General features: G+C 58.4%; 19 protein-coding genes, 3 pseudogenes and 1 other annotated feature. Of the genes and pseudogenes, 13 read left to right on the top strand and 9 right to left on the bottom strand.

What is annotated here, in order from left to right; translation table 11 throughout:
• Positions 1-322: 322 nt before the first annotated feature.
• On the top strand, positions 323-523 hold the full coding sequence (locus tag ABIB00_RS20620; protein ID WP_354105637.1) for a hypothetical protein: 201 nt from the start codon (positions 323-325) through the stop codon (positions 521-523).
• Positions 524-549: 26 nt separating this feature from the next.
• Positions 550-945 (top strand): hypothetical protein, encoded by a 396-nt coding sequence (locus tag ABIB00_RS20615; RefSeq protein WP_354105636.1) that lies wholly within the window; start codon positions 550-552, stop codon positions 943-945.
• Between the two features lie 1154 nt (positions 946-2099).
• On the opposite strand, the pseudogene ABIB00_RS20610 reads toward ABIB00_RS20615, so the two are convergent.
• Positions 2100-2414: pseudogene (locus ABIB00_RS20610) on the bottom strand (integrase core domain-containing protein); the annotation flags it as partial.
• Between the two features lie 40 nt (positions 2415-2454).
• On the opposite strand from ABIB00_RS20610, the gene ABIB00_RS20605 reads away from it, so the two are divergent.
• Positions 2455-3828 (top strand): IS30 family transposase, encoded by a 1374-nt coding sequence (locus ABIB00_RS20605; RefSeq protein WP_354105635.1) that lies wholly within the window; start codon positions 2455-2457, stop codon positions 3826-3828.
• Between the two features lie 40 nt (positions 3829-3868).
• Here the strand turns inward: ABIB00_RS20605 and ABIB00_RS20600 are convergent.
• The 6 genes and pseudogenes from ABIB00_RS20600 to ABIB00_RS20575 form a co-directional block, all read right to left on the bottom strand.
• Positions 3869-4805, bottom strand: a pseudogene (locus ABIB00_RS20600) (IS3 family transposase); the annotation flags it as partial.
• Positions 4404-4521, bottom strand: a sequence feature (AL1L pseudoknot). Its footprint overlaps the pseudogene before it by 118 nt.
• Before the next feature lie 228 nt (positions 4806-5033).
• Positions 5034-6293, bottom strand: coding sequence for a M20/M25/M40 family metallo-hydrolase (locus ABIB00_RS20595; protein WP_354105634.1), 1260 nt, complete (start codon positions 6291-6293; stop codon positions 5034-5036).
• Between the two features lie 25 nt (positions 6294-6318).
• Positions 6319-7401 (bottom strand): ABC transporter ATP-binding protein, encoded by a 1083-nt coding sequence (locus tag ABIB00_RS20590; protein ID WP_354105633.1) that lies wholly within the window; start codon positions 7399-7401, stop codon positions 6319-6321.
• Positions 7398-8186, bottom strand: coding sequence for an ABC transporter permease (locus tag ABIB00_RS20585; RefSeq protein WP_354105632.1), 789 nt, complete (start codon positions 8184-8186; stop codon positions 7398-7400). Before ABIB00_RS20585 ends, ABIB00_RS20590 begins: the two co-directional genes overlap by 4 nt.
• 4 nt (positions 8187-8190) lie before the next feature.
• Positions 8191-9072, bottom strand: a complete 882-nt coding sequence (locus tag ABIB00_RS20580; RefSeq protein ID WP_354105631.1) for an ABC transporter permease — start codon at positions 9070-9072, stop codon at positions 8191-8193.
• Positions 9072-10109 carry an extracellular solute-binding protein gene (locus ABIB00_RS20575; RefSeq protein ID WP_354105630.1) on the bottom strand — a complete coding sequence of 346 codons (1038 nt, stop codon included), beginning with the start codon at positions 10107-10109 and terminating at the stop codon, positions 9072-9074. The genes ABIB00_RS20580 and ABIB00_RS20575 overlap by 1 nt, the downstream gene beginning before the upstream one ends.
• Before the next feature lie 204 nt (positions 10110-10313).
• Here ABIB00_RS20575 and ABIB00_RS20570 point away from each other — a divergent pair, with 204 nt between their 5' ends.
• From ABIB00_RS20570 to ABIB00_RS20545, 6 genes are all read left to right on the top strand, one after another.
• Positions 10314-11075, top strand: coding sequence for a GntR family transcriptional regulator (locus tag ABIB00_RS20570; protein ID WP_354105629.1), 762 nt, complete (start codon positions 10314-10316; stop codon positions 11073-11075).
• Positions 11076-11312: 237 nt separating this feature from the next.
• The gene (locus ABIB00_RS20565; protein WP_502917848.1) at positions 11313-11648 is read left to right on the top strand and encodes a transposase; all 336 of its coding nucleotides are present in this window, start codon (positions 11313-11315) and stop codon (positions 11646-11648) included.
• Between the two features lie 730 nt (positions 11649-12378).
• On the top strand, positions 12379-13728 hold the full coding sequence (locus tag ABIB00_RS20560; RefSeq protein ID WP_354105627.1) for a pyridoxal-phosphate dependent enzyme: 1350 nt from the start codon (positions 12379-12381) through the stop codon (positions 13726-13728).
• 3 nt (positions 13729-13731) lie between these two features.
• Positions 13732-14481: a VTT domain-containing protein gene (locus tag ABIB00_RS20555; protein WP_354105626.1), complete on the top strand. Its 750-nt coding sequence runs from the start codon at positions 13732-13734 to the stop codon at positions 14479-14481.
• A gap of 91 nt (positions 14482-14572) precedes the next feature.
• Complete coding sequence (locus tag ABIB00_RS20550) at positions 14573-15466, top strand: transporter substrate-binding domain-containing protein (protein ID WP_354105625.1); 894 nt, start codon at positions 14573-14575, stop codon at positions 15464-15466.
• Between the two features lie 80 nt (positions 15467-15546).
• Entirely contained in the window at positions 15547-18288 is a 2742-nt protein-coding gene (locus tag ABIB00_RS20545) for a putative bifunctional diguanylate cyclase/phosphodiesterase (RefSeq protein ID WP_354105624.1), read from the top strand.
• A gap of 408 nt (positions 18289-18696) precedes the next feature.
• Here the strand turns inward: ABIB00_RS20545 and ABIB00_RS20540 are convergent, their stop codons facing one another.
• Both ABIB00_RS20540 and ABIB00_RS20535 read right to left on the bottom strand, forming a co-directional pair.
• A complete protein-coding gene (locus ABIB00_RS20540) occupies positions 18697-20244 on the bottom strand; it encodes a Fic family protein (protein ID WP_354105623.1) in 1548 nt (515 codons plus the stop codon).
• A gap of 148 nt (positions 20245-20392) precedes the next feature.
• The gene (locus ABIB00_RS20535) at positions 20393-20980 is read right to left on the bottom strand and encodes a hypothetical protein (RefSeq protein ID WP_354105622.1); all 588 of its coding nucleotides are present in this window, start codon (positions 20978-20980) and stop codon (positions 20393-20395) included.
• 535 nt (positions 20981-21515) lie between these two features.
• On the opposite strand from ABIB00_RS20535, the pseudogene ABIB00_RS20530 reads away from it, so the two are divergent.
• From ABIB00_RS20530 to ABIB00_RS20515, 4 genes and pseudogenes are all read left to right on the top strand, one after another.
• Positions 21516-21682 (top strand): annotated as a pseudogene (locus ABIB00_RS20530) (cation acetate symporter); the annotation flags it as partial.
• Positions 21683-22466: 784 nt separating this feature from the next.
• Entirely contained in the window at positions 22467-23801 is a 1335-nt protein-coding gene (locus tag ABIB00_RS20525; RefSeq protein WP_354105621.1) for an NtaA/DmoA family FMN-dependent monooxygenase, read from the top strand.
• A gap of 47 nt (positions 23802-23848) precedes the next feature.
• Complete coding sequence (locus ABIB00_RS20520) at positions 23849-25552, top strand: ABC transporter substrate-binding protein (RefSeq protein WP_354105620.1); 1704 nt, start codon at positions 23849-23851, stop codon at positions 25550-25552.
• On the top strand, positions 25549-26505 hold the full coding sequence (locus tag ABIB00_RS20515; protein WP_354105619.1) for an ABC transporter permease: 957 nt from the start codon (positions 25549-25551) through the stop codon (positions 26503-26505). Before ABIB00_RS20520 ends, ABIB00_RS20515 begins: the two co-directional genes overlap by 4 nt.
• Positions 26506-26510: the final 5 nt, after the last annotated feature.

Here is a 26510-nt window from a genome sequence, read left to right as displayed (position 1 = left end):
AGCCGGGAAAGCTACCTGGCGCGACCCATCAGGCGACCTCGGATCGTCATCGGCCACGGCGCCGCCAGGGTAACATCTGCAAGTGAGGCAATACGGGGGGTCAATATTGCAGGCCGAATGACATCCTCCAGCACTGGCGTGGCGGAGCCAGACCAGCACAACTGTCCTGCTTCGAGGGCATGGCAACAACGTCTTGGGCAATCAACAAGCAACGACGACTGTGGTGAAGTTCATACTCGACTTTGGAATCAGCTAGTAGTCTCTTTGAGGGGTTCACCGTGCTTTCTCTGCTACCATTCTTTGCGCCTTGCGGAGTCGCCAAGTGTTGAACGCAACGACCACTGCGCTTCTGCGTGCTGTTCTTGAGGAGGTTTGCGACAGTCTGCCCGGCAGCGAAACCGGCACTCGGGCCCATGTCGCTTCCAAGATCTTGGAGGCCGCCAACAAAGGTGAGATCACGGCGGAGCGCCTTCGGCACGTCGCAATGCAAGCTCTTCGCTCCGCGCCAACCATGTGGCGCTAGATACGGACAAGACCGATAGTGCTCATGTGAATTTCCAGGTCACGGTGTTGAAGATCCTTGTGAGCTACCCGAACGGCTTCGCATCCATGCCGGACCTCAAGCGAGACATGGCCATTTTGGCCACGAGCGGTCCGGATTGGGCGGCACGCACCAAACGAATGGGCGCCCGTGTGCCCGAGCTCGACCTTTTTACGCAGCAACTCGTCGAGCGCTTGAATGGAGGGTGGCGCATCACGGACAAGGGACGAGCGGTGCTCGAGCTGATGGAGCCGCGCCCTAGTACGCACCAACTCCAACCAGAGTACACGAGAGCTCCTGAGCTGCCATCGCCAGTGCCGGCAGGATCTCTTCCTGTCGAACTACGCCGGCGCGAGCCCGAACGACTGGGGCGGCGCCGGTCCTCCAGAGTCACTGATGGCTAGCGAGGTCGGCGCAACGATGCTGGACTCTCACGATCTCCGCCGACGGATGGCCCGCCGGATCTGATTGACCAGATAAGTGCCCCAAATGGTCATCATCTCGCCGACACGTGCCGTGCGCTTGCGCTCAGGGTACGTTGACCGGAGGCATGGCCGCAGTCGGGCGCAACACGAATTGTTCTCGCTGCTGCCCACGCGCTGCCAGGATAATCGCAAAAACCACCAGGAAAATCAGAGACCGAGTCATGACCAAGACTTACTTCAGAATCCATATCGCAATTATGAAACCCCTCACACCCGGGCCAAACGACGCCCGTCGCGCGCATAATATCGCGCCGCTCTTCAGGTCCCATTTGCTGAGCCGAAAGCAATAACGATTATTCGTGCCGCGACACGGCCGAGTAGCCTTGTGTGATGCTCAAAAAATGCATTTTCGAGGCGCAACAGCCGGAAATCTGTGCAAAATCAGGATAAGAACTGACGGCGCGGGCCCAGGAAAGGTCTGTTGCTATCAGGACCCCAACCAGGGGCGCTCATGCGCAAACATAATTGTGCTTCCGGCGCGCTCCTAGGGCTGACTGCAGCGGGACTATACTCCTATGTTCGAGCCTCTTCGCGTTCTTATGAAGCTTAAGTAATTTAAGACCTTGCTTCGCCTCTGAGGTCAAACGCAATAATTCTCTTTCGACTGCCGACTTGCCAGCGTGGCCGGCTTGATGTCGCTCGCAAACAGCTCTTCGGCTTCTTTTTTGACCAAATGATTTGAAGGCGCCGCTGAGCGGTGTGATCTTGATGCTTTGGAGCAAGCGACAAACAAAGCGCGTGCGTTTTGAACGAGAGCATTGGGTCACCCTTTTGGGTGTAAATGGAAAATGGTGGCGCGATTGCGTTCTCGTTGAGATTTCCGAAACTGGAGCCCGCCTACGCGTTGACGGGTCTCCAGACGTGCTCAAATCACGACACTTTTTCTTGCTACTTTCCCGAACTGGATTGGCGTTTCGCCGGTGCGAATTGGTCATGCTAGACGGCTCGGAAGCGGACGTTCAGTTTGTAGTCCTTAGCATTGCTGGCTTGAGCACTCCTAGGATCGGCCGCCGGTAACGAGGGGGAACTGCAAGTGAACCGCCCCGGGTTTGCCGGAGGCCATTTGGTTTAAGTTATGCCGCCATGGCGGGTTGTTCCAGCATGGCGTAGTAGCGTTGCTCGGCTTCGGCCGGCGGTATGTTGCCGATGGGCTCGAGGAGCCTTCGGTTGTTGAACCAGTCCACCCATTCCAGCGTCGCGAACTCGACGGCTTCGAAGCTGCGCCATGGTCCGCGCCGATGGATCACTTCGGCCTTGTAAAGGCCGTTAATGGTTTCGGCGAGAGCGTTGTCATAGGAATCTCCGACGCTGCCGACAGAAGGCTTGACACCAGCTTCAGCCAAGCGCTCGGTGTACTTAATGGAGACGTATTGGGCGGATTGGGCGGATTCAAACGGTCGTCGCAACACCAGGAGTTTGGAGGTTGCGATGAACGTTGTAAGGCGCAGATCGGCGCGGTCAGGACGAGCCCCGTTGCCGTCGCCAGGACGGCCCTCTGCTCCCGGGCGCGATGAACAGAATAAATTTTGGCTGGCGATTGCCGCTGGGTTAAGCAGCGAAGATGCTGCACTCGAAGCCGGATTGTCACAACCTGTCGGAAGCAGATTATTCCGAAAGGCGGGCGGCATGCCACCAGCGATGTTCAGATCTTCGGCAAAGGCTCTCTCCGGGCGGTATCTCTCGTTGAATGAGCGCGAGGAGATCGCACTTCTCAAGGTGCAGGGCCATTCCATACAGGAGATTGGACGTCGCCTGGGGCGGGCTGCTTCCACAGTCTCCCGTGAACTGCGGCGCAACGCGGCCACTCGCGGCGGCGGGTTGGGGTATCGGGCAATAACTGCCCAATGGCATGCGGATCGATCCGCCCGCCGGCCTAACCCGACCAAGCTTGCGCTCAATGCAACCTTGCGCACTTATGTGGAGGAAAGAGTTGCTGGCGGCGTCGTAGCCCCGACCGGCGCTCCCGTTCCTGGTCCCGTCGTTCCGTGGAAGGGGCGGCGGCATGGCCCGCGCAAGGATCGGCGATGGGCCAAAGCCTGGAGCCCTGAGCAGATTGCCCGACGCTTGCCGATTGACTTCCCGGACGACAAGACGATGCGCATCAGCCACGAAGCTATCTATCAAGCCCTCTTCGTTCAGGGCCGTGGCGCGCTACGCCGCGAGCTGACGGCCTGCTTGCGAACAGGGCGTGTGTTACGGATGCCCAGAGCGCGCGTACGCAGGCGAGGCAAGGGCTTTGTCTCGCCGGAGATCATGATCAGTGAGCGCCCTGCTGAAGCTGCCGATCGAGCAGTGCCGGGACATTGGGAGGGGGACCTTATCCTCGGTCTTGGCAGCTCGGCCATCGGCACGCTGGTCGAGCGCACGACGCGCTTTACGATGCTCTTGCACCTTCCACGGTTGGCGGGGCATGGCGAAGCTCCGCGCGTGAAAAACGGACCAGCCCTTGCGGGACATGGGGCCGAAGCCGTGCGCGACGCGATCACGCGCACCATCATCACTTTGCCCGAAGAGCTGCGCCGTTCGCTAACCTGGGATCAGGGAGTCGAAATGGCTCAGCACGATCGTCTCAAGATCGATGCGGGTATCCAGGTCTACTTCTGCGACCCGCAAAGCCCATGGCAGCGCGGCACTAACGAGAACACCAACGGGTTGCTGCGGCAGTACTTCCCGAAAGGCACGGACCTGAGCATCCACAGCGCCGAGGAGATATCCGCTGTGGCAGCAGCCCTCAATGCCCGACCGCGGAAGACACTAGGCTGGAAAACGCCGGCGGAGGCGCTTGACGATCTTCTGTTATGAGTGAAAGTAACTGGTGTTGCGACGACCGTTTGAATCCGCCTTGGCTGCCCCTGTCGCTGTGGTGCACGAGCCCGCCACGATGGACCGGCCTTCGATCATGCAGTGCCTGCTCCAGCGCATCGAGCACGAAGCCTGCATGCGCCGTGCGCGAGGCTCGCCAGCCCACGATCCTGCGGGCATAGGCGTCGATCACAAAGGCGACGTAGACAAAGCCGGTCCAGGTCGCGACATAGGTGAAGTCGGAGAGCCAGAGAACGTTCGGCCTTGGCGCCTTGAACTGGCGGTTGACGTGATCCAGCGGGCATGGCGCGGCCTTGTCGCTGATCGTGGTCTTGATCGGTTTGCCGCGGATAACCCCTTGCAAACCCATGTCCCGCATCAATCGCAACACCGTGATAACGGGCAACATCGAAGCCTTCGCGCTTGAGCTGGCGCCAGACCTTGCGCACGCCGTAGACGGAGAAGTTTTGATGGAAGACGCGCCGAACCTCGATCTTCAGTGCGGCGTCCTGCCTGGCGCGCGCCGACCGCTTGGCCGGATCGCGCCGTTTGGCCACATGGACATGGTAGGTCGAGGGGGCGATCGGCAGCACCTTGCAGATCGGCTCGACCCCATGCGCCCCCACGATGATCGTCAATGAAGGCGATCATGGCTTGGACCGGCGGTCGAGCTCCGCCATCGCAAAATAAGCGCTCGCCTTGCGCAGGATCTCGTTGGCCTGCCGAAGCTCGCGGTTCTCCCGTTCCAGGGCCTTCAGCTTCTCGGCCATCTCAGTCGGGACGCTGGTCCGCTGCCCGCTGTCGATCTCGGCCTTCTTGACCCAGTCATGCAGCGTCTGCGGTGTGCAGCCGATCTTGGCCGCGATCGATGTCACCGCCGCCCAGCGGGACGGATGCTCGCTGGCGTGATCCAGAACCATCCGAACCGCTCGGGTCCGGACCTCGGGTGAGAACTTGTTCGTCGTCTTGCTTGTCATGGCTCCATCCTCTCAGGAGTTGGAGCCTCCGGCAAACCCGGGGCGGTTCACTTGGTCAAGTAGCCAAGTTGAACGACAGATTGCGAACAGCATACGCGTAAGCGACAATGTATGATCTAGCGAAATGAGACCCTCTCGAAGCAATGCGTGATCCTCGTCTCCAAATATGCCTCAACCCAATATTAAGCCCAATCTGGGTTAAATCGTTGGACACCACACGCCAGCCGCTTATCTTTCCTTTGCTGAAAGATAGTCGAATGCTGAAAGAACGTGGCAGCGGACGACATCGATGATTTCCTCGACGGGAACATGTTCGTCGATCGCGCCCATTCCTCGCGGAGCCGGCCCGTAGACCACGGCGGGCACCCCGCGGTTGCGCCACAGCCGTGCATCGGTGCTGCCAAGGCCCGGAATGAGCTGCGGCGGTGCGCCAGCTATCATTGCGGCATTCGTGGCAACGATCTTTACGAACTCATGGTCGGGTTCGGTCCAGTTCGGCTCGCTCGCCATCATGATATCGTAAGTGAAGCCGTGCGTTTCGCGCAGCTTCTCGATGTAATCGAGCGCGTCTTGAATGACCACGCCCATGGGAAGGCGGAAATCGACTTCGAAAGTGCATTGTGACGCGATCATGTTGACGTTCGTCCCGGCATTGATCCGGCCGACGTTCATCGTCACGCGCCGCGCGTTTCGAGAAGCCCCTGAGCCGAAAGCGCGGTCGTATGCTGCCCCTGCATTAGTCAGGGCCATGACGATGCTGGGCGGTTCCTGGAAGTCGAAGTCCGCAAACTTGCGCAGATCTGCGATCACGGTTGAACTTTGATCCACTGCACTCGGGCCAATGTGCACGTAGGCGCCATGACCACCCTGCGTTTCGACCTTGAAGCGCAGCCACAACATTCCCTTTTCGCCGAGGCGCACCGTATGACGGCTGCTGGGCTCGCCGACTAGAACGGCGGTTCCAGTGATCTCCTCCGGACAAACCTCGAAGAGGTGACGAGTGCCGTTGGGTCCAAAGGTCTCTTCGTCGGAGACGACGGCTAGGGTCAGGCGTCCATCGAGTTGCCCCTCGACCATTGCGTGCGCGTAGGCGTAGGTGATGATCGATGCCATCGTTCCGACCTTCATGTCAGCCACGCCGCGCCCGTAGATCGCGCCGTCGCGCTCCTGCGCGGCCCACGGATCAATGCTCCATTGCGCCGAATCCGGCACCGGAAACACATCGATATGCCCGTTGAGCACCAGATGCCTGTCTTGCCCGCCGAATGTCGTCGTCGCAACGAGGTTTGGCATCGTTTCGTCGCGGTTTTCCAGGCGGTAAGGGACGTTCCGGGCGTCGAGGAAGTCACGGACGCACTGCATGGACGAGCGCGTGTCGCCTGGAGGGTTCGGCGATTTTGCCCTGACGAGATCTCTCACGAAGTTGAGGATCGCCTCGCGATCCGCCTCGATTCTCGCGAGCAACGCCTGCCGCTTGATGTGGTCCACTTTCGATGCCCTTTCGCTCTCGCCTTCAGCCGAGTCTGTGAACGCAGGTCGTGTCGATCCGCACGTTCACCTCATCTCCCCGCACGGGAATCTTGGAATGTCGAAAAAACGACTGCATGAGCAGCCCCTCCCCCGATATTGAGAGGACTAGCCGCGTCACCCCGCCAGTAAAGACGGCACTCGTCACACGGGCCGGTATGCTGCCGGGGCCGTCACCGATGCTCACATGCTCTGGCCTGATGATCAGTGCGGCTGTGCCGCTATTGCCTGGGAAAGGGAAGGAGAGTCCTCGCTCGGAGGTGAAAATATCTTCCTCAAGACGCCCCTCGACGAGTGTGCATTCTCCGACGAAATTTGCCACGAATGCACTCGCGGGCCTTTCATAGATCTCCGCGGGGGTTCCCAACTGGGCCAATTGGCCCGCGTTCATGACTGCGATGCGGTCGGAAAACACGATTGCCTCTTCCTGATCGTGAGTAACGAGTATGGTCGTGACCGCGATCTTCGCGATCAGCCGCCTCAGCTCGTCCCGCAGGCGAACCCGCAATTGCGTATCCAGGTTCGAGAACGGCTCGTCCAAGAGCAGGACGGCCGGCCGTATGGCGAGGGCGCGCGCCAGGGCGACACGTTGTTGCTGTCCGCCGGACAATTGCCTCGGGTATCGCTTTGCGAGATGGGGCAATTCGACCAGCTCGAGCATCTCCGCTGTGCGTGCGTCGCGCTCTTTGCGAGGAACGCTAATGTTGACGAGCCCGAAAGCGACGTTCTGCTCGACGGTCATGTGCGGAAAGAGCGCGTAGCCTTGGAAGACCATGCCGGTGTCGCGGCGATAAGGCGGCAGGCCCGTGGCTTCGCGGCCGTCAATAAGGATCGACCCCGCTTCCGGCTCCATGAAGCCGGCGATCATTCGTAGCGTGGTAGTCTTGCCGCATCCCGAGGGCCCCAGGAGGCAAAGAACTTCGCCTTTTCGAATGGACAGTGACAGATCGTTGACAGCCACAGCGTTCCCGAATTCCTTGCGGAGATTCCGGATCTCGATGATTGATGGCGTGTTCTGGATCAAGGCAGTCTCTTGCGCTTTGCAGGTCATGGCGTGGGTCTGGGTCATACGGTTTTGCTCATGCCGAACAACCACTCCACGATGAGGAGAAGTCCGACGGTTCCGAACACGACGAGCGAGGAGACCGCGGCGATGACCGGCTCAAAGCTCTGCTCGACATAAGTGAAGATCTGGACCGGAAGGGTTGTCTGCCCGCCGTAGCCGAGAAAGATCGACAGCGTGATGTTTCCGAACGAGGTCACGAACGCGAAGACCGCGGCTGACATCACCGTCGGGGCGAGGATCGGCAGCGTGATCTGGGTCAGGACGCGCAGGGGCGAGGCCCTCAGGTTCATGGCCGCGAATTCAAGGTTTTGGTCGAAGTGAACGAGGCCAGCGAGCAGCGTTCGCACAACGTACGGAAGCGTGATCAGCACGTGACCGAGGGCCAGCCCGAGGATGCTCTGGTTGAGGCGGAGCCAGACTAGCGCCTGGAGCAGACCGAGGCCGATCACGACCATCGGAACCACCAGCGGCGAGAGTGCTAGGCATAGGAGAAGCGTCTTGCCCGGAATGTTGCGACGAGTGAGGGCAAACGAGGCGGCTAAGCCGACGACGAGCGAAATGATCGTCGCGATCATGGCTAGCTTCGTGCTGACCCAGAACGCGCTCATGAAGGTGTCATCGGTGACTGCGGCGTAATACCAGCGCAGCGACAATCCATCCGGGGGAAAACGAAGGACCCGGCCGGCCGTTAGGGACGAGGAGATCACGATGACCACGGGCGCCAGCAGCGCGACATAGACGACGGCTCGCACGACGAAGCCGCTGGCCACCAGGAAATGGTCGCCCACCGATCTATGCATTGGCCGACCATGCGTCTTTCGCCCGCCTGATACGGATCTTTGATGCCGCCGTCACCACAACGGTCACTGCCAGGAGAATGAACGAGAGGGCGGAGCCGAAGCCCCAGTTCAGGTAGGTCAGGATCTGGTCGTAGATGATGCTGCCGATCATCTGCACACGTTGTCCACCGATTAGTCGCGGCGTCACGAAAGCGGACACGCTGGCCGTGAACACGAGACTCGAGCCCGCGACAATTCCCGGCATTGACAGCGGCAGGATGACGCGGCGCAGCGTGAGCCATCGTGTGGCCTTCAGATTGGCCGCCGCGAGCTCGAGCGCCGGATCGATCTGAAGGACGACGCTCATGATGGACAGGATCATGAAGGGCAGGAACTGCACAACCAGAACTACGACGACCGAGGGACCGTTGAAGAGCAGCGCCCTGGGCGTGTCGATGAGACCGAGTGTCAGCAGCAACGAGTTGATAACGCCGTTGCGCCCCAGCAGTACCAGCCAGCCAAACACGATGACAATCAGGCTGAGCGTGAGAGGTAATATGACCAAAATAACGTACCATCGCCGCCTGTCGGGGCTCATGCGGCCCATGGCGTAGCCCACGGGAAAACCCAAAAAGATGCTGATGATCGTGCAGACCAGTCCATAGCCGATCGTCTGTGCGAATATCCGCAAGTAAAACGAGTCGAGCAGGGCGCGACCATAGTGCTCTAGGGATGGAAAATCGGCCGCCCCAGGGCCTCTGAAGCTGGCTTCCAGAAGTCCCATCAGGGGTACGATCAGGAAAAGGCCGACGACGAGAATCATCGGCAGGACCATCAGCAACGTGGAAACCCGCCGGCTCATGGAGTGTTTAACCTGCTTGAAGTCAGACAACATCAGCGCATCGCTTTGTTGAATTCCTCCGACCATAGGCTGCGCGATTTTGCGACTTTCTCCCAATCCACTTTCCTAAAGCCCTCCAGCGCATCACCCTTGAACACGAGGTCATTAGCGACCGCGCCCGATACCGAGATCTTCGTCACTGGTGAGTAGCGGAAGAATTCGACCATCGGACCGATTGCTTCATCGGACAGCGCCTGTTCGATGTAAGCGAGCGCGGCCTCACGATTCTTCGAGTTCTTTACTACGCTCACATAGTTCAGCAGACCGAACACGCCTTCCTTGGGCAGGATGGTCGCGAGTGGGATACCGCTCTGGCGGATGGAATACGTGCGCCCGTCCCAGAACGGGCCCGCCCACACTTCCTCCTGCTGGTAGAGCTGGGCGAGATTTGTCGTCGCAGGTGAAATCGTCGCGATGTTCGCTTTGATCGAACTCAGGAAGGAGAATGCCGGGGCGAGATTCTCGGCATCGCCGCCGGTCGCGGCACCGATGCCGAGAAGCGTGAGCAGGCCACCCGTGTTCTCAGGGCTGATCAGGGCAAGCTTGCCCTTGAGATCGGCACGAGCGAGGTCTTCGTAGGAGCTCAGCGGCTGCTTGATGTGTCTCGAATTGCAAGCGAGGACGATTGCGTTCGTCAGATATGGCACGCCGTAGTCCCCGAACTCACGCACTAATGGCTTGAGTTTGGCGATGTTCTTGACCTCTGCTTCTGTGGTCTTCTCGACCAGATCGTTGGCGATAATGTCCGGCATGTTTGGACTGTCGGCCATGATGAGGTCGAAAGGCGGGTTGTCTTTGGATGCGATCAGCTTTGCGACAGCTGCCGACGCCTGACCGGGCTGATATTTGACCTGCAGGCCGGTACGTTCTCGTAGCGGCTTGGCAACATATCCATTCAGTAGCCGGTCGTAGTCACCGCCGTATCCATTGATGTTGAGTACGACGCCCTCAAACTGCTTCGACTGGGCTCGCACGACTGCAGGGGCGGCAATCATGCCTGCGACGGCAGACAGAAATGTTCGGCGATACATGTATCCCCCTCTGATCCCAGCGCTATCCACGGTCGTTAGTTCAGCACGACGGCTATCGCCTATTGTATAGTTAGTATACTTAGAATAGATAAGTCAATCAGGTTTTCGGGACTTTTCGGACGATCTGGTCAATGCTGGCCCGGTGTGTAATGGACGTTCGAACCCTCGAACACTCCCTGCAATTTGTTGTCAAACCAGCTTCAAATGAACCCCTCATCAAAGCGAGCACTGGTCCCTAGCGGCGGCCGATTTCTCTACCAGGCCGTGACTGATGCGCTGCGTTCGCGGATTGCATCCGGCGCATATCCTCGTGGGGACCGCATTCCAAGTGTGGACGAACTGGCCGCTGAACTTGCCGTAAGCAACATCACCATAAGGCGGGCCATTCGCGATCTTACGATGGAAGGGCTACTGATCGGCCGCCAAGGCCTCGGCGTTTTTGTGGCCGACGACAAGCGGATCGTTCGCACAATTGATGCAGGCAAGCTCTCCGCGCTGAACGAAGACATGCGCGCCTCCGGCATCGAGGCTGGCCTGTACGACCGAGGGATCTCAGTCGTTTCTTCCAGCGACGAGGTGTTCCTAAAGGGGCTCGTCACAAATCATGCGTCAGTCTATCGGCTTGACCGTCTACTACTTGCTGACGGTAAGGCGGTGGGCCTCGACACTCTTTGGCTCCCGCGGATACTAGCAGATAAGCTGAAAGACCATTTGCATGGGGAATTTATTATTCCACTGCTCCCGCAATTTGGCATCATCGTCGATCACACCAAATACGAAATCGAGGCAACTACCGCGACAGAAGCTCAAGCGCAGATGCTGAACGTGGTCTCAGGCTATCCGCTGTTGGTCATGCGCTATTTTCCGACAGGGGCCGACGACCGAATGATTTTAGCAGGTCAAAACGTGACTCGTGCGGATCGCTTCACCTACAGCTTTACAAGCCGTGCCGAGACGATTGCGTAGTTCTGGTCCTGTTCGATCCCGTGAGCGAATGGAAGTGGTCGGCGCTCAATCAAATCCGCCAGCGATCAAACGCCAAAGTGGGAGGGCCAGCATCGGATGAGCAGGCCTACTCTCTCGGTTTTCGCAAGCGCGCGGTCGTGATTGAGGGCGGAAACGCCATCATCGTAAGCGGTGTTTTGACCGCACCTCCTAACGATTACGATCGGCGAATGTGACGATCTCTGAATCGGAGGGATCGTGTTGTGTCTACGCTTGACCATACGCTTAAGCCGGAGGGCAACGACGGCGCGCCGGCTTGAGGTTATCACGGGAACGGGCCGTCGCCGGTGGTTCTCGGCAGACACCAAGGCCCGGATGATTGAAGAGACGCTTGTCCCGGGTGCGGTGGTGTCGGAAGTTGCGCGGCGGCATGGGCTTGCGCCGCAGCAACTGTTCACGCGGCGCCGCCAGGCACGGCCGCTTGCCGGGACAGACGCTGCCACCGAGGCGCCGCAGTTCGTGCCTGCGATCGTGGAAGCGGCATTGCCGCAAGGCGCAGTTCGCCGGCGGCAGCGCCAGCGGGCATCCCCATAGCCGCGTCGAAGACCTCATTCCGCAAAACATCAAGCCAGCCTCGATAGGGTTGCGGCTAAGCGCTTACGCTCGGCAGCGGGTCGTCTTCCAAATGGTACAAGCGTAGCACAACCGCCCCTCGTTGGAGTCGTCGGCACGCTGGCATTGGCTTGCCGCAGGCCGGACACGCCTTCCGGATCGGAAAAGCGCTTGGGTCTGGTGTTTCTCACCGCGACTATGAGTCAGCCACTCTCGTTCCCAATTGTTCGGGCGCGGTGCTGGCCAAGGCGCCAGCTGATCGTGCCGTGCTTCGGCGCCTACACCAACGACGCGCGGAGATTGCGCAACAGCCGAGTGGCCCCAACGCCGGATACAGTGGGGGCGCAGACGGGAAGTGCGCGCGCACTAGCAAAAAGGGCCCTTCTGATCCACTTTCCGGCCGACACGGAGTATATCTCTTGATGCGGTCCGATGGGCGAAGCCCTTGCGCCAAAACAACAATACGGCGGGGCTAATCGCCGTACTGCCAAGCTGGTTTGAGCTAGATTTGATACTGAGCACGCCTTCAACGCATCTGCGTTAAGCAAACCTTTCAGTATTTCGCCCGTGAGCGCGCATGCGGATTGGAATAGGGTTAAAAAAGCGTTAACCTGAAGCTACACCGAGTAGCATCCAGGCAATGAACCTCTCTCGCCGGAACTTCATGCAAGCGGCCCTCCTAGGAGGTGCCGCGTTGAGCGGAGGTGCCGCGTTGAGCGCGGTCGCCACCCATCAACGTCGCCCCCTCCCGTTGTCGCCGCTCCCGCGCGCGGCCGATTTTGCAGGGTTGGCTCCCTCGACCGCAGCGTTGAAATCGCAATTTTTAGCGCTCGGTCGATTCTTTCCGTCCCTGCTGGATCCCGATGCCGCAGGCGGTCCTTTCATCGGCAACACGCTCTCAAGCAATAATTGTTTTGCCGATTACATTCGCCAGGGCGAACCCGGTAACTCGGTTTTCCTGAGGCAGGGTGACGCCCGCGCCACCATTCCATGGACACCCATTTTCTTGAGGGAAAACAACCAGCTATTGCAGTTGCCGTCGTCTGTGACGCGACAAATAGACTGCTCTGATCTTTTGGTGATGAATGAGAGCAGTCCGCGTTATCCCGTCTTTGGCAACAAGGCGCGGAAGTACGAATTCCTGCTCCCGAATCTGAAGTGGTCCGGCTCCAAGCGTTTAGGAACGGTTGGCGCGGTCTCCAGCAATCATGCTCTGCAGTTTGCCCTAGCCAATCGTCTGGCCGATTTGACCGGTGACGGACAGCCGCTGAATTGTGCCCTGGACTTGGTACTTTTCGAGGTGCCGGGAGCTACCACGGACATGGCGCGGCTGGGGATTTTGCGAGGCCTTGTTGAACACGTTGCCATAGCCAAGAACAACATTGAATTGGTGGGCGAAGCTTCCCAGGAATATGCGAGAAATTGGCTACATCCGGATACGGATTCGCTCGTTCCCCCAGGCGGCTCGAACGATCTGAGTGTGTTGGGACATATGAATGCGATTGCCGAGTTGGCGCAGTTCCTTAGCGCCGCTCAGGCGTGGAGTGCACCGCCCGACGTGATTTTTGTCGCTATGGGCAGCGGCTCGACGGTCTTGGGCCTTCTCCTGGGCGTCCATTTGATGGGATGGAAGACCAAGGTCGTGGGAGTGGCCGATCAGGACAAATCATATCTGACGCGATGGCTTGTCAACGGGCAACCCTCCTTGCCATTTGTGGAGGGGAATGTTGACAAACTCGCTCGCAGCACGGTTGAGTGGTTACAGAAAATCCGCTTTCCAGGCATCTCTCCTGATGTGCTTCGCGTGATTCAAGACGAGATATTCGTGCCGGATTCCAGCAGCTGGCAGCCCGGCTACGGCTTGGTCGAAGCCACCGACCTTGCGTGGGCGAACGAGTTGGAGGAAGCCGGACTCAGCCTTGATCCAGTTTTTACTTTGAAAGCATGGCGCTCGTTGCTCACCATGTCTAAAGCGGGAGGGCTGAAGAACAAGAAGGTTCTTTTCTGGAACACCTACAACAGCTTTGATTACATGCCGCCTCTTTTATCCAGCTTGGGATAGCGGATGCGCGGTTACCAGCCACTGATCGTCTATATAGCAGTCGTCATGTTTCTGGCGCTGGCATATTTTGCATCACCTATATCGCGAGAGGCCTTTTGGCAGGTGTTTCCGGGGCTTGAAACAATGGCCCAAGCGCATCCACTCGCCACCGCTGTGGTGTTTTTGGTCACATCCACTGTCCTTGCATTTCTGGCCTTTCCCTCCATGCCAATGATTTGCCTGGCGGCCGGTTTTTACATGGACGGGTTGGAGGGAGGCGCCACCGTGCTCCTCGGCAGCGCCTTTGGCGGGTTGAGCGCGTTTCTCTTCTATCGAAAGCACATTCAACGTCCCGGCGCTTCATTATGTCAGCAATCGGCTGTGAGACTCTGGTTGACCTTGCTCGGACTACGCCTCTCGCCCCTCGTGCCCGCACCACTGGTGAATTTCATTGCCGCGATGCTTGACGTCACCCCTCTTCAGTACCTGACGACCAGCATGTTGGGCGGCGCGCCGCTGGTCCTGTTCTATGCGCAAATAGGGCAGCAAGGGCATCACTTATTGTCCGGCGAAACACCGCATTGGCATCAGTTTTCCGGATATTTGACCATATTATGCTTAAGCACGCTGTTGAGCGCGATGGGTCCGTGGCGGTCGGTGCTGAACGATCTCAAGAAACTGAAAGGCACGCCCGGATCGAACAATCTTCCGCTGCACTCAGCACCTGGTCTGCAATCAATCCTTTACCGACAAACTGGTTTTTCCGAAAACTGAAATCTACTTTGTTGTATTTCGCCATCCTTTCTTAAACTCACAGCTATAGATTGCAGGCGCTTCTCCTGGTACAAAGGTAAAGAGCGCCTCCATGTCCCTGAAACGCTTTGTCCGCGTGTCGCTGAGCGGCGCCATGGTCTTCCTTTTCGCGACTTCAGGCTGGGCAGCTGATCTTGCAGAGATCAAGCAGCGAGGCGAAATCCGCCATATTGGCATCCGCTACGCCAACTTTGTGACCGGCGCGGGCGATGGTTTGGAGGTCGAGCTGATGCAGGGCTTCGCCAAAAGAATTGGCGTTTCCTACAAGCTCGTCTACTCGGATTTTTATTCGGTCATCCGCGACCTGCTCGGCAAGGATGTGGTGCGCAAAAATAGCGAAGTGACACTGGCAGGTGACTATCCCATCAAAGGCGATGTGATATCGAGCGGCTTCACCGTGCTGCCCTGGCGTGAGGCCATTCTTCTATATTCCGAGCCGACCCTTCCTTCGCAGGTTCTCTTGGTGGCACCAGCCGAGTCTGATCTGCAGCCGATCCAGGACGGCGCGGATCTTGCGGCAGACATCGTCAACACCCGGAAGGCGATCGGATCCAAGAGCGTACTCGTGATGGAGCGCACCTGCTTGGATCCATCCAATTACGGCCTGGTCAACGTCGGTATCGATTTAAAGGCTTACAACAAGAGCGCCAACCTGAACGAGATGGTCCCGGCCATGCTCAACAAAGAAGCCGAATTGACACTGCTCGACGTGCCGGACGCCATTCTGGATTTGCGCAAATGGGCGGGCAAAATCAAAATTCTGGGGCCGATCTCCGAGCAGCAAACGTTGGCAACCGCCTTTCCGAAGGACGCTCCAGCTTTGCGCAATGAATTCAACGCGTATTTGAGCGAGATCAAGGCCTCCGGCTTCTATGACCAGCTGGTGGATAAATATTATCCCGGCATTCGTCGATTTTTCCCGGAATACTTCGCGAAAACGAATTGATGATATCTTCGCTGATTAGATTCAGTCGATCGTTAGCTCCACGCTGGCTCTTGATAGCAGCAGCGGCGTTTCTGCTGTCTATGTTTTATCTGACTGGCAATCTCTATACGTCGCAAGTGGAGTTGCGGCAAAACGCCGATGCGCGTCTGGTGTCGCTCGGTGAAGCGCGCGCCGCGGAGGTCAGCGATTTCTTAGCCGAACGGCGGCAGGCCGCCGCACGGCTCGCAGCCAGCGAGGACATTTCCAACTATTTCAGCAATCTCGATCTCGGAATGTCCGTCAAATATGGCCTCTTCGCCAATTTGGCTGCAATCGAGCGCCGCTTTCAGGCGACGGTGGGTGAGGAGAAATATCAGGGCCAAGCCGCCTATTTGCGGTTGGCTTTCTTCGATCGCAACGGCGTGGCGCAAGTTAATGTCGGCTCGTCCAGCGCGACGACAGCTTCGCCGGTGCGTAACGCCCTGGCCGAACCATATATTCAGATTGACGACAAGCGCCGCCTGATTGTGGTCAGCGTACCGGTACTCCAGAAGGGCAAGATAAGGGGAACGGTCGAGACCGTGAGCAGTCTCAATCTACTTTCCTCATTGGTGTCTACCAACAACCTCGGCCAGCCGCGCGAATTCCTCCTGGGAGACGATGGGCAGGTGCTGCTCCCGATCGAGCGAGAGCACTCGGCCGTTGTCACCGAAGGCCCCTCGCTGGCCAAGCTTCCGTCTGGCCGCATACAACCTCTGTCAAATCTCAGCGCTTCCGAGCTGAGAGGATATCTCGCACTTCGCTCGCCAGTTGCCGGTACTCGACTTTCCGTCCTGAGGCTGGCCAGCGAGGATGAGCTATACGGTCGTACGCTTTCACCCCTCTCCGTTTTCTATGTTGGCCTCTTCGCTATCGTGCTATTTATGCTGGCCATCGGCTTCGAGCGAATGCGTCAAAATGCGGCGCGGTTACAAATCAAGTTCGTCGAGTCCAATCGACATAGAGCGGAGCTGGCCGAAAACAATCTCGCTCTCTCTCAAGAGATCAGGCGGCGCGAAGCCATTGAGGCCGACCTGCAGCGACAGAGGGAGGCTCTTGACAAGTCAAACTCTGAATTGCGCATAGCCGCGGCTGCTTTCAATTCTCAGGAGGGCATGATCGTCACCGATACCAAAGGCGTAGTCTTGAGTGCCAACCGCGCCTTCGTGGGCTTAACCGGCTATACGATCGAAGAATTGGTTGGACAAACCCCGCGACTGTTCCGGTCTCATCGGCGTGATGGCGAATTCTACCGCAGTATGTGGGGTTCCGTTCAAGCAACTGGCGGCTGGCAAGGTGATATGAGTCTCAGGACCAGGAGCGGCGAAAACTGCGCGCGCTGGCTGACTATATCTGCTGTGAAAAACGAGGCGGGCGAGGTCACCAACTACATCGGCTCGTATTATGACATTTCTAAACTGAAGCACGCTGAGGAAAAGATCCAAGAACTCGCTTTCTTTGACCAGCTAACAGGTCTGCCGAACCGCGTCCTGCTAATCGACCGCGTGCGCCAAGCCGTCAATGCGAATATCCGTAGCAAATCCTACGGCGCTTTGCTGTTCATTGACCTGGACAATTTCAAGACACTGAACGACTCGCTGGGTCACCACATGGGCGATATGCTGCTGAAATGTGCGGCTCAGCGCCTCTCCCATTGTGTGAGGGCGGATGACACAGTTGCCCGCTTTGGCGGCGACGAATTTGTCGTTCTTCTCGCCAATCTGGGTACACAGAAAGCAAAGGTCGCAGCCTTACAGGCGGAAGCGATAGGCGAGAAGATACTCGCAGCCTTCACCGAGGTCTTCCAACTCGATGCGTATGAATATCCCTGTACCGCAAGTGTTGGCGTGACCTTGTTTTCGACTGATGAGTGCAACGTCGACGAGTTGCTCAAGAGAGCCGATCTGGCAATGTACGATGCGAAAACGGCGGGACGAAATGGCCTGCGGTTTTTCGACCCGGCCATGCAGACTATGATTACAGCCCGCGCTGCCCTCGAGACCGATCTACGAGAAGACCTTAAGAAGGAACGGCTTTTGCTGCATTACCAGCCGCAGGTCGATCACGAAGGAAGGCTGCTGGGGGCAGAAGCGCTGGCGCGCTGGCCGCATGCGCATAAAGGGATGATTTCGCCTAGCGAATTCATCCCGGTCGCAGAAAGCACCGGCCTCATCCTTCCGCTCGGCGCCTTGATGTTGAAGACTGCGTGCCGTCAGCTGGCTCGCTGGTCAACCGATCCGGCGACCGAACGCCTGACCATCGCGATCAATGTCAGCGCCCTGCAGATGCGTCAGAAGAATTTTGTCGAAGAGGTCCGCGCGATCATTGAGCAAACCGGCGCCAATCCCCATCGCCTCAAAATCGAACTCACTGAAAGCACATTAGTCAGCAACGTCGACGATGTGATCGCCAAGATGGGCAAATTGAAAGCGATTGGCATCGGCTTCAGCCTCGATGATTTCGGAACCGGCTATTCAGCGCTTTCATATCTGAAGCGTTTGCCGCTTGACCAGCTCAAGATCGATCGCAGCTTCGTCAAGGACGTTCTGGTTGACTCTAATGACGCCGCGATAGCCCAGATGATCATAGCGCTTAGCAGAAGCCTTGGCCTTTCAGTCATCGCCGAAGGCGTCGAAACGGAAGAGCAATATGCGTTCCTGGCGCGACATGGACAGCTCAGTTACCAGGGCTATTTGTTCGGACGGCCTATGCCGGCCGAGGATTTCGTGAGTCTCGCCCGAGCTTTCTCGACGCGTCACCGTTTGAAGCGGGTACGCGGGTCGGTCAATCAGGCTTCCGCATAGGCCGTCGGCGGGAGAGCGCCAATTGCTGTTATTTCCTGCTCGTTCTGAGTGGCGAAGCAGCCGTCCGAATGCAACCGACACAGCCAAAGCCCAAGCGAGGCCACAGCGGCGGCTCGTGGTCCAAATCGGCCGCGCCCCGGCGATGGGCGATGTCGCGCCTGCTCGCATTATGTCGTCGATCATCGGTGGTTCCGTGGTTCCTCTGGTTGCGTTGTTGCCGTTGGCGTGTCGCAACCCGATCCTACCGGAGAATTTCCGGTGGCCAGCGCAATGGCGCCCGCCTGCTACGGCGCTTTTAGAGGCGCACGACCGGGTGGCTTTGCTCTACCGAGCTACACCACAACCGTGGACACGACCCGTACCACCGCTGGAAAGAATGGGCTTCCTGTCTCTGCGCAAGACGCGCCGTTAGTCACTTAAGGCTCCGCTTTGACCGAATGAGTCCGCGTACAATTGCTCAAGTTTCACAACTTCATCTTGAGTGAGCTCGGCGAATTCGTTCTCTCGTGCCCGCTTTGAAAGTCTTCCTTGATTCTGTCGCAGAAAGCCAAACAGGTTGTTGAGCGTTCGCTCGGGCATGTCGATGATGTTTTCGACTCCGGATCGGAACATATCAAAGTTGCGCAGGAAGCTCGTCTCATTCGGAAGGTCCAGCTCAATCGTCTGGCGTACACATTCGTAGAGAAATTCCGCATGCGGGGTGGCGTCGAAGAAGCGGTAGAAATCGCCGGTATCGTTCAAAACCTTCACATTATTCTTTGGGGTCGCTTCCCATTGAACGCACGGAAGTAGCCTGCTGGAATAGCTTTCCAGCACGCCTTTGTACTCGGTGATCCGGTCAAGAATCGCCGACGACACTGGAAAATGGACCCCGGCCGGATTAAATCCGCGCCGCGCGAGGACATGATGCATCAGATATCGATGGATGCGTCCGTTGCCGTCCTCGAATGGATGGATATAAATAAAGCCGAACGCGAGCACCGCCGCCGCGATAATGGGATCGAGCTCGTTCTCGGCGGCGAGATCGAATGCGATCAATCCTGCCATAAGAGAGGCGATGTCTTCATGCCTCGCGCTGATATGGTCCGGGATAGGGCGCTGTGTATCGCGGTCATGCTCTCCGACGAAGCCTCCTTCCTGCCGGAACCCGAGCTTCACGAAACGCTCGTCTCCGATGACGATGCCTTGCAGGCGCAAAAACTCCCGCTCATCGAGCGGCGCGCGCCCAGCCTCGCCGATGGCGCGTCCCCATCTTTGAATGCGATCCTGAGGCGGCCTTTCTCCCTCGATGATGTAACTGGACTTTGAATCTTTCAGCAGCAGAAAGGCGGCGGTCCGCGCGAGCAAATCCTTCGGGACTTCGCTGACGACAGCGCGCGCGCGCTCCTTCCAGTTCTGCGCGAGAAATTGGTTCAGCGCGGCCGTCTTGAAAACGAGCGGACAAAATTCCGCGGTGCCGGGAAGGTTGTTGCGAACGCGATGCCGGGCGGAATTCGTGCCAATCCCTCCGAACTGGAGGTCGGTATCGATGGCGTCTACATATGAGACCTTGTCTGTAAGCGACAGATTCAGCTCGCGGCCAAGCAACCACTCGTACAGAAACCAGATGCGGCGTGTGTAAATTCCGGTCGGCTTCTGCCGGACAAGCTCCGCGATATCACCCTCATTGACGACGCGGAAAAGTCGCTTCAGGACGGAAAGATCGACTCCTTCGTTCTTGAGGGCAAAAGTCAGGTGTCCCTCAAGCGAGGCCTGGGGAGCATGGCGAGGCGTGTAGATCCGCCAACCATCCTGTTCAATGATGCGGTGCCGGGCTCCGATGGCCGAAAGGGTGCGGGGGACCGGCACGGCCAGCTTGTAAGTGTCGATGAGCGCGGCATAACCCGCGGGGACAGCGGGCCCAGGCAATCGCCTATCGTGAAAAACATTCACCGATCCTGAAAATTCTGCGCTCACTTACATTCCTCTGAAAACCACTTTCCGTCCTCGAATTCTAGTCACTCACAGCCTAAACTTCGAAATTCTATGATGCCACGCGAAAAATAATCTCTCAACCTAATAATCATGAAAATGGTTCACTTTGGACGAAAACCCGGCCCCACCATTACAGTAGCGGACCAGGTCGGTCCGGGATGGAACCCGTCATGGCGCCGGTGATCGCCGACGTCCTGGTTTCCGTGCCCGCCGTCATTTTCATGAAGTTCCGATAGGGCTGATTCCGCCGAAGACGACGAATTCTCTTGGCATTCACGCACTGCGATGCCGCGGGACGACCGCGGTCCAGCCAATCGCACGGCACGACCTGCGAGGCGCTGCCGCTCTTGAAGATCGACCCGGGCGTGCAGAAGCCGACAGAGGCCACATCCTTGTCAATCGCGGCTCCGACCCTGACCGCAAGAGAGAGGCCGTCGCCGGTGACATCGCATGAGCAAGCGTGTTCGTCATGCTGGTGGGGTCCGCTTAGTTCGGATCCCTGTGAGGGCCGGTATTGACCGGCCGGCGTTTCGATCTCGCTCGATAGCCCCTCGACCCGCTCATCCAGTCGTTTCCAGTCTTCCGCTAAAAAATAGACCCGTGCGTTCCTCCTGGAGCGAGGCATGGTGTTGCGGCAAAGCCTACATTCCCTGTTCGAGTTGCCCGCTCTCTTGGCAATTAGCGCCAATGTGCTTTCGCTTTGCATGTCGCGCATCATCGAGGGCTCACGCGTGTCCGAGCCACCCCGTCACCGTAGTCCTTGCGCGCAAGGATCGATGCCGTCGTAGGCATGCCGTCATTCGCCCACATGGTTGTTGTCCCGCGACGAGCCCGACGAGACAGCCTTGCCTTCGGCGAGGCAGCAAATCCGCACAGTAAATCGCAAAATTTCATGGTTCCCCTCGCTTGCGGCTCGGCGGAAGCTGGCCGGTAGTGGATATAAGACCTTCGGGGGGTGATGGACACGCAGACTTCCGTCAATCCCGGCGTCGCGTGTCGTGCTGTCATGCTCGCGCGGAGGCGTCTCAGGATCGCGCTGCTGCTTTGTGCGACGATGATCACGATCTATTTCGGCTTCATGCCATTATTCGCGTCGACAAGCCGCTGTTTGTGCTTGCGCCCGGGCTCTCGCTTTGCATCATGATCGGCCCTCTCGTCATCATTTCATCGTTCCTGCTCTGGTGATCTATCTGCGGTGGGCCAACCTGGTATTTGATCCCAGCTTTCGCGACCTCGAACGTTAGGACCTCGCGGTGGCCATCAACTCGCTCTCGGTCGGCTTCTTCTTCGCATTTGTTGTCCTGACGCTCCCGATTGGGCGGCCCGACGCACCCGTACCACGGAGCACTTCTTTGCCGCGGGCGGGGAGATCACAGCATGGCAGAATGGCTGGGCGCTCGCCGGCGACTTCCTCAGCGCGGACGTTGCTCACGACCGTCCTGATCGAGCCGAGGTGCCGCAGGGCCAGCCGATCTCGGCGCCGCTTTCCGTCGTCGCCTGTTTGATCCCGTTGGCAACGCTCTTTAGCCTCGATGCAGCCGCTGAAAAGTCTCGGCCAGATCGCCTGCGCGGCCCGGCTCGATGGTGGCATCGAGAATCCCCGTCGCTGACACCGTGCGCGCGTCCCCAACGACGATGCTCCAAGAGACACATCAGATTTGCAATCACTCGCCTCGGCGTGACTTTGGGATCGCGCTCCGAAACCGCGACAAGCAGACTGCACGCGCACAAATCCTGCAAGCTCGAAGACAACGAGGCTGTTGTAGAAGAGTATGCCAGCGCGCGGTAGCAGATTGAAATACGCAACTATTGCGTTTGATGTCCGCTCGCTTGATTCTCTCGCGATCGAAGGCCGCGGGTGTCGGCCGTGGAGTGGTCATGACAGCGGCTTTGGTCATCGCGCGAGTTGCGCGCATTGTAAGGCTCACCAGCAGAGTTTCGGGCAAGTACAATACACAATGTCCCCCGGCCAACGGTCGCTCGAGCGAATTCGTCAGAGGTCCAGCTGGTTCGCGCTTGGGCAAGTGTTCGGGCTCCTTGAGCGCGCGAGTTGCTTCACCTGATCCGCTAATCTCGACCGGCGGCCTCGCCGCGTCCTCGGATGCCGCTCGTTCTCTGCGCGAGAGCGCAAGAAGCAGCCAGGTAGCGTAGCCGAGCCAACACACCCCTTAAACTGCGCATGCCATCCCGCGCTTGGAGAATTCATGTCTTCTGCAATCCGAACGCTTCATCTTGGGCTTAATCTTCACGGCGCGGGCGGACACGCCGCAGCATGGCGTTGGCCGAGCACCAATCCGAGCGCTTTCTTTGACATCGAGCATTATCTTCGCGCAGCGAAGGTGGCGGAGCGCGGCTTGCTCGACGCGGTGTTTCTTGCAGATACCCCGGCAATATCTTGGGATATTACCCGCCGACCGCCAGTCAACGGGCTTGAACCTACGCTTGTTCTCACCGTAATCGCACGTGAGACGAAGCACATCGGACTGATTGCAACCGCATCGACGACGTACAATGAGCCGTACAACCTGGCGCGTCGTTTCCAATCACTTGATGTCATTAGCGGCGGCCGCGTCGCCTGGAATGCTGTCACGACCTCCAGCCCCGCGACGGTCGGCAATTTCGGTGGGCGCGAGCTCGGTCGCGAGGAGCGCTACAAGCGCGCCGAAGACTTCGTCGAAACGGTCCGTGGGCTATGGCTGAGCTGGGGAGATGGAACAATCGTCGGGGATCAGACATCTGGAATCTACGCCAATCCCCAGTTTCGACTGCTCGACCCTAACACCAATATTTTTAGTGTCCGCGGTCCGCTCACGCACCCCGGTTCGCGACAAGTGCACCCGATCATCGTTCAAGCGGGAGGCTCGGACGACGGATTGCGGCTCGCTGCGCGCAGCGCCGATCTGGTGTTCGCTGCTGCGGGCGACCTGGAGACAGCGCTGCGCGAGGCCGGACGCCTGCGTGCGCTGTCGCATCAACTCGGCCGGCGGACGGCGCCGATCATACTGCCGGGCCTGGTCACCTTCGTTGGCGGCACGGAAGAGGAGGCGTATCGCCGCAAGAGAGCGATCGACGAATTACTCGATCTGCCCAGCGCGCTCGTCGCTTTGGCGCGAGGCATCAATGTGGCGCCCGAAAAGCTCAGCCTTGACAAACCCATTCCCGAGGAACTGCTGCCCGATCCGAATGATGTCCCATTTTCGGTCGGTCATCACCGCACCATCGAAAGCTTGGCACGCCAAGGCCGGACAGTTGAAGAGATCATAAGCAGCGTTCAAGGTTTCGGCCATCGCGTGATCGCGGGCGCACCGGAACAGATCGCCGATTCGATCGAGGCATGGTACCGCGCCGGCGCAGTTGATGGCTTCAACATCATCCCAGATGTGTTGGAGGATGGTGCGCCCGCCTTCATCGATCATGTCGTTCCAATACTGCAGCGCCGCGGACTGTTTCGCACCGAGTATCGGGAAGAAACCTTGCGTGACCGTTTTGGCCTTGCGCTCCCAGGGGGCGTTCCGTCGCAAGAGCGGGCGACGGCCTGATCGCCCGTCTGCCTCGCGGTTTCACTATCAATAGCTTGGAGTTCGATATGTCTCTGTCCGACACACAATCATCTGCGTTTCTCGCGGGCCAGCCACACGCCTACAGAAAGCAAAAGGCGGCAGCCATTGCAATCGCGCTCTCCACGCTGTCGCAGATCGCCTATGCGCCCAGCACTTATGCTCAGGACGATTCGAGCGATAGTACGAGGCGCGGTGGCATTATTCGATATGGCCACTTTCAGGAGCCGCCTTGCTTGTTCGGAGGATGGGTCCAGCAATGGTATCTACAGCGGCAATATAGCGACAATCTAGTCGCCCGGACCAAGGACGGGGAGATTGTGCCATGGCTGGCCACATCATGGACCATCTCCGACGACAAGAAAGTGTACACGTTTGAGATCAAGCCGAACGTGAAATTCACCGACGGGACACCGCTCGATGCACAGGCAGTTGCCGACAACATCAATGGCTGGCTCAGCACCAATCCGGACCTCCGCAATCCGACGGCCGCTCCTTACCTCAGCGACAACTTTGAATCGGCAGCGGCAATCGCGCCCGCGACACTTCGACTAACGCTAAAGGCGCCGTTCCAGCCGTTGCTCAATGTTCTGGCCCAGTCGTCCCAGGGCATTCTGTCGCCAACGGCGCTCAAGCGTGGACTTGCGGTGAACTGCGAGAACCCGGTCGGATCGGGTCCATTCATCGTCCAGAAGTGGAATCGGGGAAAAGAGGTTATATTCCGCCGCAATCCCGACTACAACTCCGCGCCGGCAACAGCCAAGCACCAGGGACCGGCTTACGTTGACGGGATCCAGTGGAAGTTCTTCCCCGATCAGACCGTTCGGTATGGCTCTCTGCTAACCGGGGAATCTGATGCAGCTTACGACGTTCCAGCCGTCGCTTGGAAAGATGCCAACTCGCGCTTCACTGTCTTGCGGCACATTACGGGTGGCACGCCCCTGCGCTTGGCGTTGTATACGGCTCGCTCGCCTTTTGACGATCTGCTCGTTCGCCAGGCGTTTGCCTATGCCGCCGACCGAAAAGCCGCGGTCGAGTCCTCGTTCCTGGGCTCCTTGCCGTTTGAAGGCAATGGCGCGCTAAGCCAAAGCTCGCCCGAATATATCAGCGAGCTTGCCCCGTCATACAGGTATGACGTCGGCAAAGCCAATCAGCTCCTGGATCAGGCAGGTTGGACCGAGCGTGACAGCAGGGGCGTTCGCCTCAAGCATGGCAAGCCGCTCGTCGTACGCATCTCCTATTCGAGCTCGTTCTTGAAGCCCGACGGTGAGCAGGCCGTGCAGGTGATCCAACAGCAGGCAAAGGCTGCCGGCTTCGACGTGCGGCTTCAGCCAACGAACCAGGCCGATTTCTTCGCCGGGAAAAATCTCGGTCCGAACGATTACGAGGTCGTCCTTCTCTACTGGGTTGCTCCCGGCGCTGAAATCTTCCGCATCTCCTGGAAGCCTGACCTTAATGGTGAGCTCAATCGCTTCAATCCCTCACGCTACCAGGACCGGGCACTGTGGGACATTATTCAGAAGGCCGAAAAACACTTCGACAATGCTGAGCGAACCGCGCTCTATCAGGAAGCAGAGCGCAAGATCGTCGCTGACGCTCCTGTCGTGGGGTTCGCAGTCCTTGACGTCACTCTAGCTGTGCAAGCACATCTAAAGGACATTTGGCTCGACCGCGGCTCCGTCGGCGAGCCGGTCTTCTATGATAGCTATTTCGACAAGAAATCCGCCCCGTGAAAGTCGCAGCCCGCAGACAGGCCGTGTGGTTCGCACATCGCATCCTGTCCGCCGCAGCGACCGTATGGGCTGCGGCAACATTCACCTTCCTTGTCCAATGTCTGCTGCCAGGTGACCGCGCCCAGATCATCCTCAGTGTCGTCAGCGGCAATGTAGGGGCGGCCCCTCGACAAGAGCTTGCGGCAATCAACGCACAATATGGCTTCGACCAGCCGATTTTCTTGCAATACGCGAAATACATCTCCGGGATTTTGCAGGGGGACCTTGGCCAATCCTACCACCAGCATCGGCCAGTGGCAGCCATCATTGCCGAACAGATTGGGCCAACCGTCCTCCTTGCGGTCGCCGCGCTCGTAACCGCGTGGGTGATCACTATTCTGACCACAGTTTTTGCAGCCGGGAGAGATAATTTCTGGGCGAAGCTGCTGAGCGGGATGCAGGTTCTGTTGGCGACCGTGCCGCCTTACTGGCTAGCTACCATTCTGCTCGTCCTCTTTGCCGTACAGCTTCGCATCTTTCCTGTGGTGGGAGGCAATTCGGCGATCGGCCTCATTCTTCCAACCCTGGCGCTGGCGTTGGAACTGTCTGGGCTCTTCGGGCAAGTCGTTACGAGTGAGTTCACGCGTTTGCTCGAGTTGCCCTTTGTAACTTCGGCGCGAACGCGAGGCATGGGCGATCTCGGCGTGCGGTTTCGTCATGTCCTGCGCCATGCAGCTTTGCCAGCAATCACCTTGTCAGGCTGGGCGTTCGGTAAGCTTCTGTCCGGTGCCGTTTTAATTGAGGCCGTCTTTGCCCGACAGGGACTTGGCGGCGTCCTGGTCGCCGCTACATCCACGCGCGACGTTCCCGTCGTCTCCGGCGTCATTCTGGTCTCCGCTGGCCTGTTTGTCATTGTCAGCGTGACCGTCGATTTCGCCTACAGTATCGTTGACCCAAGGATCAAATTGGCATGACTTGC

Source organism: Bradyrhizobium sp. LB14.3, assembly GCF_040547985.1.
Classification (GTDB): Bacteria; Pseudomonadota; Alphaproteobacteria; order Rhizobiales; family Xanthobacteraceae; genus Bradyrhizobium.
This window is presented reverse-complemented; position numbering and strand designations above follow the sequence as displayed.